Raw genomic sequence first — 15339 nt, 5'->3', positions numbered from 1 at the left:
TATCCCCCTCCCGCTTTCAGAAACTATAATTTCACTTTGAATGACTGCCAGTTAACTTCGCCTCGATAATATATCTATCTGGTGCATTCCCTATATAATTAAATGGGTAACAAGTTGTCAGCGTTAATATCGGTTCTTCTTTTTTTATAATAACAGTACGATCATCCGCATGAGTAATCCATGTCTTTTGAATTTCATATGTGTACGTTTTATTATCATACTCTAAAACAAGGGTATCCTTTTCTTTCAACTCTTCTAAATCTGTAAATACAGTATCTCGATGTCCACTCAGTACAGTATGTCCCCCTCCAGATGGAGTTGTCGTTAAATCACTAACGAACATACCCACTCCTTTTTTCAAAGTCGTATCATCTGCTCCCCAATATATAGAAAACTTCTTCTTTATTTTCGGTATGTTTAACATCGCTACCTTTTCTCCTTCTTTATGTTCTGTTTGAGAAGAAGGCACTTGAGAAGTTACAGGTGTTTCATGAGAAAGTTGAGTATCTTGTATATTTTTAAGGCTCTTTATTTCTTCTGCCGTTAATTGCCCGGCAGAGCTTCTTCCTTTATACCATTCCACAGCATAATAGGATCCCATGAATAGCCCTATAGCCATCAATATGATACCGATATAATTGAGTAACTTCATTCTTCATTCCTCCATGCCAAAAATGGTAGGAGTAACCTACCATTTTTAATATATGAAATTATCCCATTCTTTATAGGAAAATATTTTATTTACGCTTTAATCTTATTGCGACGATTCAAACCAAATAATGTACCTACCGCTACAAGACATGCACTTAATCCCATCATTGCTACATTATTTGATGCTGTATTTGGTAATTTTTCACCTTGTACAACTGGCTTTGCTACTTCTTTTTTAGCTACTTCATTCTTTTGCTCGGCTTTTATCGCTGCTTCTTTTTTGGCCATATCGTTTTTTAACTGTTCTTGCGCTATTCTCTTTTTCTCTTCTTCACTTTTTTTCTCAGCTTTTATTGCTTCTTCTTTTTTAGCCATATCATTTTTTTCTTGTACTTGTGCCGCTTGCTTTTTTTCTACTTCACTTTTTTGCTGTTCCTTAATTGCTTCTTCTTTTTTAGCTTTATCTTGTTGCACTTGCGCTTCTTCCTTTGTTACTGTTCCAGTATCTGCACTCGCTACTGAAGAATATCCTACTGCTAAAAGTGCCATTGCACAAATTGGTAATAGTCTCTTTTTCATTTTCATTCTCTCCTTATATTTTATTCTCATCAACTCGCATCGGATGTATTACTAGAATAAGCAAGAGATATAAATATAAGATGCAGATGAAATATATTTCATTTAAAGATTTCATTGTAGAAAAAGAAAAAAACATCGCAATATGTACGATGTTTTTTCGGGTGTGTGTCTCAATTATTTACATGTTACTTTCGCGTGATTTGGAAGTAGAACGGGCCGGAGCGATAACTAATTGTCTCGGCTCAGTTTTCTTGAAGTGATTTTTGACGTTACACTTACGACGTTGAACAACCCACGCTTTAATAGGGTTTGTTAAAATAATCTTTTGCTCTTCGTTAGGGGCCTCTTCTTCAAACCTACAACTCTCGCTCCATTTATTCCATTTCATTGTAAATTTAGAAGAAGAATGATCATCTTCACGATCAAACAAGTGCAAAAAATCCATTTTTCCATCTAGCATTACGGTGTTACTAGTCGCTAAAAAAGAAAAGGTCGTCCAACGTTTCTCCATGCCCTCCTACTCCTTTTTCACATATAGAGTGCCTAAAACTTAATTTACCTAAAATATGCTTGCCTTTTACCTTACATCCATAGTTTATCCAAAATGCTCTTATGCAACTATCGATTTGCCTTACAACTACCTTACATTTTTGTAAGAAACAAAAAAACCTTCACTCGATATAATGAAGGTTTCTTACTTTTTATCTATATGATCTCTCATATCATCAAGTCCAGCTTCTTTTAGCTGCGACATCATACCGTGCGAAATTGCTCCTAACACTAAAGTCATTCCAATTAATGAAATACGAATCGCAGGTACATCAATTACGTAAGCCAACAGGCCAAGAACAATTGTTAAAAGTAATGCTTTTATAAATGTTACACTTGTGTACTGTTTCTTCTTCATCATATTCACCCTTTATGGAAGCGTTTTCTTAATACACTTAGTATATCATATCATCAGATGATTTTGGCGTTATCTTTGTAAAAAATTACTATCTCCTTTGACTTTTTCTATTCTATCCTTTACAGTCGAAATGTTCGCAAGTTTTACACTGTAGGAGGATTACAATGAATATTGAAATAAAAGACACTTTAATTTCTGAAGAACAATTACAAGCAAAAGTTAAAGAATTAGCACTTCAAATCGAACGTGACTTTGAAGGAGAAGAAATCGTAGTTATCGCAGTATTAAAAGGTTCATTCGTATTTGCTGCTGATTTAATTCGTCACATCAAAAATGATGTAACAATTGACTTTATTTCTGCATCTAGCTACGGAAATCAAACAGAAACAACAGGAAAAGTGAAACTACTAAAAGATATCGACGTAAACATTACTGGAAAAAACGTAATTGTTGTAGAAGATATTATCGATTCTGGTTTAACACTTCATTTCCTAAAAGACCACTTCTTTATGCATAAACCAAAGGCACTCAAGTTCTGTACATTACTTGATAAGCCAGAACGTCGTAAAGTAGACTTAACAGCTGAGTATGTTGGCTTCCAAATTCCAGACGAATTCATCGTTGGATACGGTATCGACTGTGCGGAAAAATATCGTAACTTACCATTCATTGCTTCAGTTGTAACGGAATAATCGTATAACTTAAAAAATTGATAGTATATAAAATGTATATCGGCGATTTTCAAAATATATCGATCGTAACTCAAATTATATCGGCGGTTTTTTAAATATATCGACTTACCGACAATAACTGACAATGTTAGCACCCAATTAATAGGGAGAAGCTGTTCTAAAATACATGGGAACAGCTCCTTTCTTTCCATTTACAAACTACAGGGAGAGATGAAATATGACAAAGACAAAATTTGAAAAAGTACTCCTCATCGTAAATCCGAAAGCTGGTCAAGGTGACTTACATACAAATTTAACGAAAATCGTACCACCTCTTGCCGCAGCTTTTCCTGATTTACATATCCTTCATACGAAAAAACAAGGTGATGCAACAAAATATTGCCAAGAGTTTGCTAGTAAAGTAGATTTAATTATCGTCTTTGGTGGTGATGGAACAGTATTTGAATGCACAAATGGCTTAGCACCTCTCGAAACTAGACCTACACTTGCAATCATTCCAGGCGGAACTTGCAACGACTTCTCTCGCACACTTGGTGTTCCGCAAAACATTGCAGAAGCGGCAAAACTTATTACAAAAGAACACATAAAACCAGTTGACGTTGCAAAAGCAAATGGACAACATTTCTTAAACTTCTGGGGAATTGGCCTCGTATCTGAAGTATCAAACAATATCGATGCAGAAGAAAAAGCAAAGCTTGGTAAAATCGGTTACTATTTAAGCACAATTCGAACTGTAAAGAATGCTGAAACATTCCCGGTAAAAATCTCTTATGACGGACAAGTATATGAAGACGAAGCTGTCCTTGTCATGGTTGGAAATGGGGAATATCTTGGTGGTATTCCATCCTTTATTCCAAACGTAAAATGTGATGACGGAACACTTGATATTTTCGTAGTCAAATCAACAGGTATTCAAGCATTTAAAGATTACATCGGAAAGAAACTATTTGAAGACTCAAATGAAAATAACATCTTCCACGTAAAAGCGAAATCCATTCATATTGAAACGAAAGAAGAAAAAGAAGTAGATACAGATGGAGAAAGTTCGCTTCATACACCTTGTCACATTGAATTATTACCAGGACACTTTACAATGATTTATAATCCTGCGGTTGTGTAAAGAAAAAAACGAGTGCTAGCACTCGTTTTTTTCTCTTCTAATCTAGTTATGTCGTTGAATCATTTCTTGTATTTCTTTAACTCTCTCTAAAGTAATTCCATTTCTTTGTTCGATCGCTAAAGGATGCTCGGTTGGCTCTAATTCAACATACGGTGCCGTTCCAACTTCTCTTATATGTACATTTGTTTTTAAATTTAATGTTTCTGGATAAAATGGTATTTCTACAGATAACCAACCAAAATAAGGATCACTATTTTCTCGGCCTCTCTCATCCCACTTTTCTAATACTTCATCATAACTTTCTTTACTAAGTGATACCCAAACAGTCCATATGAAATTTTCGTGGTAGTCAATGATAGGAATCTCTAAACATCCTCTAATAAAATAGAAGAATGGCTTGTTTGCATACTCTAGTTCTTTTTATGTACAATGAAAGAAAGAAGCACCTTCATATAAGGGAGAGGACAAACTTTGTTCAACCAACAGTTAGTTAATTTACGCATTGATTTTGCATTTAAACAATTGTTTGGTACGAATGGTAGCGAAGATATTCTAATTGCATTTTTAAATGCTATGTTACAAGAGTCTTTAGAGTCGCCCATTGCTTCTCTACAACTAGAAGATCCACATTTACACAGGGAATATGAAGAGGATAAGTTATCTATTTTAGACATTTCAGCGACATTAGACACAGGAACAAAAGTTAATGTAGAAATACAACTCAATAATAATCACGATATGGTTAAACGCAGTTTATATTATTGGGGAAGACTATACACATCTCAACTACAAAAAGGGATGCCCTACAGTGCACTTCACAAAACCATCACCATAAACTTACTAAACTTCGTAATGTTTTCGGAACACCCAGCCTTCCATACAACGAGCATATTATGGAATACACAACAACAAAAAATCCTGAGTGAAGACATAGAAATCCACATTATAGAAATTCCAAAGTTAACTGAACAATGGCATGAAGAAAAAGTAAATCCGTGGAAAAATCCATTTGTTCGTTGGCTTTTATTGCTTTCAGCAAATGAGGATGAGCACTTAACTAAACTATTGGAGGATATTGCTATGAACCAAGACCCTATTTTACAAAAAGCAATAAATAAATGGGAACGTATGAGTCAAGATTCTTCTTTCCGACAAGCCTATGACGCAAGGGAGAAAGTTTTAATGGATGAAGCAGCAAAATTCGCCCATGCAGAGACAGAAGGAATTAAAAGAGGAATGGAACAAGGAATTAAAAAAGGGATTGAAAAAGGCATTGAAAAAGGCATTGAAAAAGGCATTGAAAAAGGCATTGAAAAAGGCATTGAAAAAGGCATTCAACAGGGGAAAATTCAAATGATTAAAAATATGTATGATCTTGGTATACCACTTGAAACGATTGCTAAGGCAAGTAAATTAAGTTTGCATGAGATTGAGCATATTTTAGGACATAAATAGTGATAAAAAAAGAGCTTGAATAGTTTCAAGCTCTTTTTTTATCAAATTTCCTCAATACTATCCAATTGAGTCTTATAACACTCATCACACTCTGACCTAGTAGGAAGAATCCCTCTTTCATCAGGTAATAAAACCCTCAAAACTTCTCGATCCATCTCTACGAAAGACTTCATAATAATGGGATATCCTTCAATAATATTCGTATACTCAATCCCTTGTTCAAACTTTTTTCCGCTCTTTATTTCTTCTATTATAGTACAAAAAACACTATGCGCGACTTCAGGATCCATATTTAATGCTATTTGTAAATCTTGATGATTAAAGTTATCTCTTAGACCATGCGTATGATAATTAGCATGGATGCCATCAATATCTTCTGCTAATATGATATGCATGTACCATCCATACTCTTGTAGCATATTTTCTTCCCATTCATCTGTATCCTCTTCTAAATCTTTATCAAACAAATTTGGATCATACCACACGTCCTCGTAATCTCCAGCAATTAAAAATCTCCAACCAGGTGGTAACCCTAAATACTTCTTTATTTCAGGTGCCCATTCATCAATATGTTGAACGTGTAAAGGAAGAAAGAAATCTTCCTCTGTCCCCATTTCTTCACCAGCCCAAATGTACCAACCTGTCGTTCCGTTTTCTATAGGCATTCGTAACCCATTAATCGGAGCGATACCATCTTTCACATTTTGCGCTATTCCTAATTTCAAGTCATTCGGAGATTCTACATACTCCGCTTTATATTTATCACATATACTCCTCTGTTCTTTTATGTATTTTTCCATCCTTTTAGCACACTCCCCAATTTTTGAAAGATAGATTTCTTTGCCGAAGCACTCTCTAACTTCCATACCCCACACGGATTATAAAATGGATCCTCTTGTTCATAACGTTTATCTATATAATGAGATAAACGATACACTGGAGCATCTTCTGTGAAACTAATTGTATCTCCATCTTTCAAATTAGGTTTTTCCAATATATTATGTAGGTTAAAATCATTCAATAAATCTACAGCTACTTCCGGATCTATCCCTCCGTCTAAAACAACGTCTGGTAGATTAAATGCTTGCATTCCACATGAATAATAACCGTCCTCTTCATCTCCGACTAAAGTTACAAGGTGCGAATACATCGGAAAGATTTCCTTATCCTCTGCAAGCTCTTGCCATTCTTCTTTCGAATAAGCCACACCTGCTGTTTCAACTTTTAAAGCAAGTCCACCTGCATTTAAAAGTTCCATTCCTACATCAATTACTTCTTGTAATCTCTCTGTATCGTCAACTTTTGCAATAACATACACTGTATAAGTATGCTTCTCCAACTCCTGAAGCAATTCTTCATTAAAACGCTCACCACCTGCATAGAAGAAAGCCTCTCTCAAAGAAGGATCTTGTTCATATATATCAATTTCAAAGCCAATCTCTTTCTCCTTATGGTGTATCACATTTCCTGCTAATATATAGTTACTTTTACTCACAACTTTTTTTATTAATTCTGTTCTATCTTTCCATAAACCAGGTACTCCAATAACGATTTGTGTCTCCATCATATGCACTCCACTTCTCATCTATTTTCAATCTATTCTTTCAATCTTCCAAACTAAATTAGCTGGGATATCTTTCTCTAAAAAGGTTAACATCCATACAGTTTTTCCTTTATCGTTCATCAACAGTACTTTATGGTTTAACTTCCAAGCCACTTCACTAACATGATGAAATATCTTTGTTAATAGGCCTTAATCAATTTCAAGCCAACCCATTCCCATAGAAAGAAGTAACAGTCCGATTACAAAAAAGAAACCCCCAGTTAAAAAATAGAACGGCGCTCCATGCAATGGATCACTAAATAACTCTATCAAATTTCCAGCTACTACTTTCCATTTCTCTTTCTTTCTATGATAAGAATTCCCAAATGTAACACTCCATTTAAATACCATTTTCATGCACACCTCATTTTAACTAAAAAAAGCGAAAGAGAACATAATTTTCACTATGTTCTCTTTCGCTTTTTCAAAAACTGTACACCCTATTTTCATTTACTAACAATCCTAAAATAAGAACAAATCGTTAAGCAATAATAACCAATATAAATAACACTATACACCCCGATGCTAATTAGTAACGGAACTGCAATTTCATACGGAATAACTGTCGCTAATCCTTTGAGCGCAAATAAAGTGTGTAATATACCAACTACTAAAGGAATAAAGAAGATAAATCTCATTTGCTTCGCAATGGCTTTTTTCATTTCTTTTTTCGTGACACCGAGTTTTCGAAGAACGATGTAACGTTCACGATCTGCATGTGCTTCTGTTAATTGTTTGAAATAAATAATAGAGCCTGTTGCAAGTAAAAATACAAGTCCTAAGAATATACCACTAAACATCATTAACCCTGACGTTTCAATACCGCTGCGGAATATTGTATAGAAGTCACTGAATTGCTCTCTTCCTTCTGCATCTTCTTCCGATATTACTTTCTTTAATTTCTCCGTTAACACTTTACTATTTCTTTCGTCTTTCACATCAATATTTTTTACAGTATGAGAGCCAATTGTCTTCTTTGCTTGCTCATACACTTCATCCGGAACGACAACTAGAAGTTCATATAAGTTTGTAATGTTTTTTGCTTGTACATCTTTCACTTGTACTGGTGCTACTTCTTCAATTGGGAATGTAGCTTTTCGATTTTTATATACGCCACTATCTCTCTTACCTTCACTGTACATGCCATCAAATGCATACAATTCGTTCTTCTTTAAATCTAAAGTTTCTTCATTTAAATATTTTGCGATTGTATTAAATGATGATTGTGCGATAAGTTCTGTTGTTCTTGATTGTAATGAAGTGCCATCACCGTATTCTCCTACTACTTTTACCGTCTCTAATTCATATTGATGAATGACTTCATTCTGTCCTTCTTTTAAAATCTCATTTACTTTACGATCTAATTCCATATCTTTCTTTTCATAAGAATAACTAACTGGATGATATTTCTTCGCCTGCATATATGTGTTGTAATACATCGTTACAGAAGTTCCAACCGCCGTTAACGTTACTGCGCTTAATACGGCAATTGTTGCTAACGATTTTGCATTTCCTTTAATGCGGTATAGTAACTGAGACGTCGTAACCATTTTCATTCCGTTATAAAATGCGGATTTTTTATTTCGCACTCTTTTTAATACAAAAACGGTAAAGAACATAAATAATAAATACGTTCCAAGTACTGTCGCTAATAAAATGTAAAGTGCAAGGGGCATAAAGTTATCACCGCTCACATTTTTAATAGCCGTTACTGACAAGAAATAACCTGATCCAATTAATAATAAAGAAATGAAAGCCATTATTTTCGAACCTTTTGGCATGACTTCGCCTTCGTTATCTGCACGGAATAGCTCGATTAACTTAAATTGATAAATAACGCGGTATCCTTTAAACGATGTGTATAAAATGATGAGACAAAAAATAACTGTTGTATCTATAACCGCTCCAACCGGTACTTCAAAATGAACATTTACACCTAACTCCATCATATTTACAAGTAACTTTAGAAACCCTTTTGAAAGTAAACTACCAATTACAATTCCGATTACTAATGATAATAAACCCATTAACATATTTTCATAAAACAGCATTTTACCTATTTCTTTTTTTCGAATACCGAGTAAAGAATAAAGACCTATTTCTTTCTTACGCTTTCGTGTAAAGAAACCATTCGAATATATAATAAATATTGCAACGAAAATAATGAGCATTACGCTCGCAAGCTGGAATCCTCGTCCAATGTTATCTCCAGCTTCACTTATTTGTGAATTGTATTGCAACGCCTTAAACGTAAAATAAATGACGATGCTAAAAATCATGGAAGCAAAGTATATAAAATAATCTTTAAAATTTCGTTTTATATTACGAAGGGCGATGCTAGATAAGCTCATTTGTCGCACCCCCAGAGATTGAAGACATCATATCAATAATTTGTTGGAAGAACTGTTTTCTTGTCATCTCTTTGCGACGTAATTCTTTATATAACTTTCCATCTTTAATAAATACAACTCGTTTACAATAACTTGCCGCAAACGCATCATGCGTTACCATTAAAATCGTTACAAGATCTTTTTCATTTAATGTCTTCATACTTTCTAATAAATCCGTCGCTGACTTCGAATCAAGCGCACCAGTTGGCTCATCTCCAAAAATCATACTTGGATTTGTTACAATCGCTCTTGATGCCGCGCAGCGTTGTTTTTGTCCGCCTGAAGCTTCATACGGATACCGATTTAAAATATGATCTATCCCAAACTTCTTTGCAATCTCCTCAACGCGAGATTCTACTTCTCTCGCCTTCACCTTTGATAAAGCAAGTGGCAATGCAATATTTTCTCGCACTGTTAACGTATCTAATAAGTTATAATCTTGAAAAATAAATCCTAAATGATTACGGCGAAAAAGTGCCAATTCATCATCATTCATCTTCACAATATCTTTTCCATCAATTAAAATCTCACCTTTTGAAGCCGTATCAATAGTAGAAAGAACATTCAAAAGTGTCGTCTTACCAGAACCAGACGGTCCCATAATACCGACAAACTCTCCTTCTTTCACTTGCAGTTGAATATCTTTCAACGCTTCAAACGTATTCCCGCCTGTATCATATATTTTCGAAATCCCTTTCGCTTCTAACATTGTTTTCATCTATCTGTACCTCCTGTTATAATTCGTGATGTTCTCTTTAAGCAACAGAATTCAGTATAGATACATTTTCTTAACAAATAGTGACGGGGTTTCTTAATATTTTCTTAAAAAGAAAAATCCAAAACCACATAAAGTGATTTGGGATTTAATAGTGTTAAAATATTACATTACATTTCGAACAAAAAGGCGCAGCATTCCCTTTTCTAATTTTCACATAACATTTTGGGCAATATACATATCGCTCTTCTATCTTTTGTCGTTCTATCATATGTAAGGATACTATTCTCATACTGCACATAATCCCAATCAATATAAGGCTAACAATAAGTAGCATGCCTCTCACTCCTCCCTTCTAAATTTTACCATAAAATAACAAACCCGATTCTCTCATCAAGAATCGGGTTTATATTTACAATCCTAACTTTGCCTTCGCACCTTCAGGAATTTTCTCTATCGTTACTTGCACTTTGTCATGTAAAAACTTCCCTCTTGTAATTACATGCCAATACGAACCTTTCGGTAACTCATCAACCTCACTAATCGTAACTTCTTTTGCCTCACCTTTCTCATCATAAGCTTTCACTGTATACTCACGGCCTTTATTTCCACCTAATTCTTTTCCATCATTATCAATAATTGCGTAATGGTTCTCTAAATCAATAAATGGATTCACTCTATCAATCGTAGCACTCCCATTTAACAAATATGCCGCTCCTGCTATGATGACAAGTAATGATCCTAAAATAAATCTTTTCATCTATATTCCGCCTTTCATTATGTTTTTCTATAAGACCTTTCTAAGTATAGAGAGCATTTCTTAATAAAAACTCGTACGGTTTCTTAACTTTTTCTTAATGTAACAGGGCTTTGCATCAGCACTTCGATAAATAAAGCCATATTAATAATAAAAGGAGGCTGCCGCCTCCTTTATTTACTCATCACTGTATTTCTTTTTTGTCTGTAAAAATAAAACACACTCACAATCAATGCAATGCTCCCGCCAAAATACACACCATACTCTATCGCAACTGCTACAATTCTTTCAATATGTTGTCCAAATAAAGAACCTAGCACAAAGTAAACGAGTGTCCAAAGAAATCCTGTCGTATAAGAATACAAAGCATACGTCTTAAATGACATGTTATTCATTCCAACTAAATACGGTACAACATGTCTTACAACTGGTATGAAGTAACTTGTAACTAATGCATAATGACCATACTTCTCTACCATCTCTTGCGATTTCACAACATACTTTGCTTTTTTCTTTTTCATTAGCTTATCAAGTACTTTTGTACCAAATATTTTCCCTAATATATAGCCTAAAGAAAGTCCGGACACAACGCCTAAATACGTTAATAAAAACGCAGGAATAACATTTAATATACCTAATGAAGATACAAATCCTCCACTCATAACAATCATTTCATCTGGAATTGGCATACCGATAATACCTAACCATAAACAGAAAAATAATGCCCAATAACCGTACTGCTCAATATAGGATAATAATTCATGTAATTCCATTATGCATACGCTCTCCTTAGCTCTTTTTTACAGCTAAAGACGTACGCTGGTGGGAAATTGAGCCACACTTTCTCTAGCTTAATTTCAGGGAAGAAATGCTGTATAAATCCTTTTTTCACAAGTGAATATTGAAATGTAATAAATTCACCATTCTCATGTATCGCTTCCATTACATTGTTTAAAATACGCTTTGAAACTTCTTCTGGTAAAGAGGTAAAAGGTAATCCCGATAAAACGTAATCCACGCATTCTATATGGAACTCTTCCATATACTTCTTTATATTTTCAGCTGAACCGTGCACAACAATGACGTTCTGCTCATCTTTAAATTTTCTCTTTAGCTCTTTGCAAAACACTTCATTAATTTCAATAAGAAGAAATATTGTTTCCTTCTTCTTTCTCTTCATAATTTCTTTCGTAAAGACTCCTGTACCAGGCCCTAATTCTACAATGCACTTCGCTTTATTAAAATCAATTACTCCTACCATTTTCTTTGCTAATATTTTTGAACTTGGCGCAATTGCACCAGTATGTTTCGGATGTTTCATAAATTCATGTAAGAATGTTATGAGTTGCATATAAACCTCTCCTCATTCGTTCGATAGTTTTTAACTTGTGTCTAAGTATAACTATCGTTTCTTAACAAAAATTGAGGAAGTTTCTTAAGATTTTATGAAGAATAAAAAAACAGCTATCGCCTGTAGCGATAGCTGCCCCTTATTACTTCGCACTCACGATCTTATAATAAGAACGAACAGTTAAGAAGTAATATCCAATATAAATAGCGCCGTATACTCCGATACTAATTAGAAGCGGAATCATAATTTCGAATGGTAATATATTTGATAAACCTTTTAGTGCAAATAAGCTGTGTAAAATACCGATTACTAACGGAATAGCGAAGATAAAGCTTACTTGTTTTGCGATAGCTTTTTTCATTTCTTGCTTCGTTACACCGACTTTATGAAGAACAATGTAACGATCACGGTCAGCACTTGCTTCTGTAAGTTGCTTGAAGTAAATGATTGAGCCTGTCGCTAATAGGAAGACTAATCCTAAGAATAACCCAATAAACATCATTAAGCCTGACGCTTCAAGTTGCATCTGGAATCCTGTATAGAAATCGTTAAATGGCTTTAAAATTTCTGATTCACCAGCTGGCATAATGCTTGCTAATTTTACTGTTAACTCTTTACTATTTCGTTCACCTTTTACATCAATATTTTTTACAGTGCGCGTTTCGTTTCCTTGTTTCACTTGCTCATATGTTTTATCCGGAACGATTACAAATAGTTCATTTAAATTTGTAAGGCTTCTATTATTTACACCTTTAATTTTTAATTCTTTCGACTCATTTCCAATAGGAAATACAGCTGTATTTCCTGTATAAAGAGGACCGAACTCAAGTTTCTCAATATATAAGCTATCATATACAAAAGCTTCATTCGCACTTAAATTTACAGGTTCTACATCTAAATGTTTCACAAGTGTATTAAAGCTTGATTGAGCAATAAGCTGGTACTGATTTGTAACGTTATAGTGTGTATTCAGAACTTGATCAGCTCTTTCACCTTTGAATGTTCCTTTCACAGGAATCATTTCAACTTCTGCTTCATATGTGACTGGATGATTATTTTTCTCTCCAGCAAGTATTTCATTTACTTTTTTATCTAGTGCTTCATCTTTTTTCTCATAAGAATAACTATACGGCGCAGCCACTTTTGATTGTGTAAATGTGTTGTAATACATCGTAACCGAAGTACCCACTGCAGTTAATGTAACTGCACTTAAAATAGCAATTGTCGCAAGTGATTTCGCATTTCCTTTAATACGGTATAGTAACTGAGATGTCGTTACCATATTCATACCGTTATAAAACGCTGACTTATTATTTCTTGCACGTTTCAATACAAATACTGTGAAGAACATAAACAGTAAATAAGTCCCTGCTACTGTCGCTAATAAAATGTATAATGCAACGACCATAAAGTCTGCATATTTAACAGCCTTCATGAACATTAATGCTAAAAAATAACCTGAGCCGATTAAGACAACTGAAATTAATGCCATAATAACTGATCCTTTTGGCATTGCTTCTCCTTCACGTTCTGCGCGGAAAAGTTCAATTAACTTAAAGCGATAAATTAAACGATACCCTTGAAGTGATGTATATAAAATAATCACAAAGAAAATAATTGCTGTATCAATAATGGCGGCCATCGGCACTTCAAAATGAACGTTTAAATTTAATCCCATCATGCTTACTAGCAGTTCAAGGAATAATTTTGAAAGGACACTACCAATCGCAATACCGATAATTAAAGACATTAATCCCATTAACATATTTTCATAAAAGAGCATTTTACCAATTTGTCTTTTACGGATACCTAATAACGAATATAAGCCAACTTCTTTTTTACGTTTACGTGTAAAGAAACCGTTCGAATATATAATAAACACTGCTACGAAAATGATAAGCATGACACTTGAAACTTGGAACGCTCCGCTAATTTTTTTTGAAGCTTCTGCAGCTTTTTCCATTTGTGAATTGTATTGCAGTGCTTTAAATGTAAAATAAATAACGATACTAAAAATCATAGATGCAAAATATACAAAGTAGTCTTTAAAGTTCCGCTGTATGTTGCGGAGGGCAATGCTAGATAAGGTCATCAGCCATACCCCCAGAAATAGAAGACATTACATCAACAATTTTTTGGAAGAACTGTTTACGCGTCGATTCACCGCGGTGCAATTCTTTATATAGTTCACCATCTTTAATGAAAATAACTCGTTTACAATAACTCGCTGCAAATGCATCATGCGTTACCATTAAAATTGTTGAGTTATCATATTCATTTAACGACTTCATACTTTCAAGTAAATCTGTTGCTGATTTAGAATCAAGTGCTCCAGTTGGCTCGTCTCCGAAAATCATACTTGGATTTGTAACAATCGCACGTGATGCTGCGCAGCGCTGCTTCTGTCCACCAGATACTTGATATGGGAACTGACTTAAAATATGATCAATACCGAATTTCTTTGAGATTTCAAGAACGCGGCGATCAATCTCACTCGCTTTCACCTTTGATAACGCAAGTGGTAAAGCGATATTCTCTTTCACCGTTAACGTATCTAATAAGTTATAATCTTGGAAAATGAAACCTAAATGATCGCGGCGGAATAACGCTAACTTATCGTCATTCATTTTTACGATATCTTTTCCATCAATTAAAATTTCACCGTTCGTCGCATTATCAATTGTAGAAAGAACGTTTAGTAGAGTCGTCTTACCAGAACCTGAAGGTCCCATAATTCCAACGAACTCACCTTCTTTTACTTGTAAGTTAATACCTTTTAACGCTGCAAATTTATTACCACCCGTGTCATATACTTTTTCAATATTTTTTGCTTCTAGCACTGTTTTCATCTCGACATCCCTCATTTCATCTATTCTCTATTTTCAACTATATACACTCTCTACTCTTGCCACTATCGATATTTCTTACACAAACATGACAGTTATGTAAGGCACATAAGTAAAGAAATCAAAAAGTTAACGTAATGAATTAAAGTACTTTGTTACTATAACATTGGGATATCATACCATCCATTCATTCTCCTTACAGGAACATTACAATTTTGTAAGGTAAAAAATGCACCTACAAAGTTGTGCACGAAATGTCGGATGGAGCTATTT

At 34.3% G+C, this 15339-nt stretch carries 19 protein-coding genes and 1 pseudogene; 3 read left to right on the top strand and 17 right to left on the bottom strand.

Annotated elements, in window-relative coordinates:
• Positions 1-31 precede the first annotated feature (31 nt).
• From M1D66_RS03370 to M1D66_RS03355, 4 genes are all read right to left on the bottom strand, one after another.
• Positions 32-652: a class D sortase gene (locus tag M1D66_RS03370; RefSeq protein ID WP_000771591.1), complete on the bottom strand. Its 621-nt coding sequence runs from the start codon at positions 650-652 to the stop codon at positions 32-34.
• An 89-nt stretch (positions 653-741) separates the two neighbouring features.
• On the bottom strand, positions 742-1230 hold the full coding sequence (locus tag M1D66_RS03365) for an LPXTG cell wall anchor domain-containing protein (protein ID WP_000746704.1): 489 nt from the start codon (positions 1228-1230) through the stop codon (positions 742-744).
• A 178-nt stretch (positions 1231-1408) separates the two neighbouring features.
• On the bottom strand, positions 1409-1741 hold the full coding sequence (locus M1D66_RS03360; protein ID WP_000415613.1) for a hypothetical protein: 333 nt from the start codon (positions 1739-1741) through the stop codon (positions 1409-1411).
• 183 nt (positions 1742-1924) lie between these two features.
• A complete protein-coding gene (locus M1D66_RS03355) occupies positions 1925-2140 on the bottom strand; it encodes a hypothetical protein (RefSeq protein WP_002001286.1) in 216 nt (71 codons plus the stop codon).
• Positions 2141-2301: 161 nt separating this feature from the next.
• Here M1D66_RS03355 and hpt point away from each other — a divergent pair, with 161 nt between their 5' ends.
• Both hpt and M1D66_RS03345 read left to right on the top strand, forming a co-directional pair.
• Positions 2302-2829: a hypoxanthine phosphoribosyltransferase gene (hpt, locus tag M1D66_RS03350; protein ID WP_001019295.1), complete on the top strand. Its 528-nt coding sequence runs from the start codon at positions 2302-2304 to the stop codon at positions 2827-2829.
• 217 nt (positions 2830-3046) lie between these two features.
• Positions 3047-3949: a diacylglycerol/lipid kinase family protein gene (locus M1D66_RS03345; RefSeq protein WP_242554990.1), complete on the top strand. Its 903-nt coding sequence runs from the start codon at positions 3047-3049 to the stop codon at positions 3947-3949.
• A gap of 42 nt (positions 3950-3991) precedes the next feature.
• Here M1D66_RS03345 and M1D66_RS03340 read toward each other — a convergent pair.
• A pseudogene (locus tag M1D66_RS03340) lies at positions 3992-4336 on the bottom strand (DUF2199 domain-containing protein); the annotation flags it as partial.
• An 84-nt stretch (positions 4337-4420) separates the two neighbouring features.
• Here M1D66_RS03340 and M1D66_RS03335 point away from each other — a divergent pair.
• Positions 4421-5404 (top strand): Rpn family recombination-promoting nuclease/putative transposase, encoded by a 984-nt coding sequence (locus M1D66_RS03335; RefSeq protein ID WP_242554989.1) that lies wholly within the window; start codon positions 4421-4423, stop codon positions 5402-5404.
• 41 nt (positions 5405-5445) lie between these two features.
• Here M1D66_RS03335 and M1D66_RS03330 read toward each other — a convergent pair whose 3' ends face one another.
• The 12 genes from M1D66_RS03330 to M1D66_RS03275 form a co-directional block, all read right to left on the bottom strand.
• Positions 5446-6204, bottom strand: a complete 759-nt coding sequence (locus M1D66_RS03330) for a DUF4262 domain-containing protein (protein ID WP_144596881.1) — start codon at positions 6202-6204, stop codon at positions 5446-5448.
• Positions 6189-6968 (bottom strand): DUF4261 domain-containing protein, encoded by a 780-nt coding sequence (locus M1D66_RS03325; protein ID WP_242555039.1) that lies wholly within the window; start codon positions 6966-6968, stop codon positions 6189-6191. The genes M1D66_RS03330 and M1D66_RS03325 overlap by 16 nt, the downstream gene beginning before the upstream one ends.
• A gap of 27 nt (positions 6969-6995) precedes the next feature.
• Positions 6996-7121 carry a hypothetical protein gene (locus M1D66_RS03320; protein WP_012593355.1) on the bottom strand — a complete coding sequence of 42 codons (126 nt, stop codon included), beginning with the start codon at positions 7119-7121 and terminating at the stop codon, positions 6996-6998.
• Between the two features lie 36 nt (positions 7122-7157).
• Positions 7158-7364, bottom strand: a complete 207-nt coding sequence (locus M1D66_RS03315) for a hypothetical protein (protein ID WP_012593356.1) — start codon at positions 7362-7364, stop codon at positions 7158-7160.
• A gap of 89 nt (positions 7365-7453) precedes the next feature.
• Positions 7454-9358: an ABC transporter permease gene (locus tag M1D66_RS03310; RefSeq protein WP_000059442.1), complete on the bottom strand. Its 1905-nt coding sequence runs from the start codon at positions 9356-9358 to the stop codon at positions 7454-7456.
• A complete protein-coding gene (locus M1D66_RS03305) occupies positions 9345-10115 on the bottom strand; it encodes an ABC transporter ATP-binding protein (RefSeq protein ID WP_000855635.1) in 771 nt (256 codons plus the stop codon). The genes M1D66_RS03310 and M1D66_RS03305 overlap by 14 nt, the downstream gene beginning before the upstream one ends.
• A 154-nt stretch (positions 10116-10269) precedes the next feature.
• Positions 10270-10449, bottom strand: coding sequence for a hypothetical protein (locus tag M1D66_RS03300; protein ID WP_012593357.1), 180 nt, complete (start codon positions 10447-10449; stop codon positions 10270-10272).
• A 75-nt stretch (positions 10450-10524) separates the two neighbouring features.
• Entirely contained in the window at positions 10525-10872 is a 348-nt protein-coding gene (locus tag M1D66_RS03295) for a YxeA family protein (protein WP_000819384.1), read from the bottom strand.
• Positions 10873-11042: 170 nt separating this feature from the next.
• On the bottom strand, positions 11043-11642 hold the full coding sequence (locus tag M1D66_RS03290; protein ID WP_000418905.1) for a DedA family protein: 600 nt from the start codon (positions 11640-11642) through the stop codon (positions 11043-11045).
• Positions 11642-12220, bottom strand: coding sequence for a class I SAM-dependent methyltransferase (locus tag M1D66_RS03285; protein WP_001176090.1), 579 nt, complete (start codon positions 12218-12220; stop codon positions 11642-11644). The genes M1D66_RS03290 and M1D66_RS03285 overlap by 1 nt, the downstream gene beginning before the upstream one ends.
• A 142-nt stretch (positions 12221-12362) precedes the next feature.
• On the bottom strand, positions 12363-14312 hold the full coding sequence (locus tag M1D66_RS03280) for an ABC transporter permease (RefSeq protein WP_000176131.1): 1950 nt from the start codon (positions 14310-14312) through the stop codon (positions 12363-12365).
• Positions 14299-15069 carry an ABC transporter ATP-binding protein gene (locus M1D66_RS03275; RefSeq protein WP_000859655.1) on the bottom strand — a complete coding sequence of 257 codons (771 nt, stop codon included), beginning with the start codon at positions 15067-15069 and terminating at the stop codon, positions 14299-14301. Before M1D66_RS03275 ends, M1D66_RS03280 begins: the two co-directional genes overlap by 14 nt.
• Between the last annotated feature and the right edge of the window lie 270 nt (positions 15070-15339).

Source organism: Bacillus sp. PK6-16 (assembly GCF_056530295.1).
This window is presented reverse-complemented; position numbering and strand designations above follow the sequence as displayed.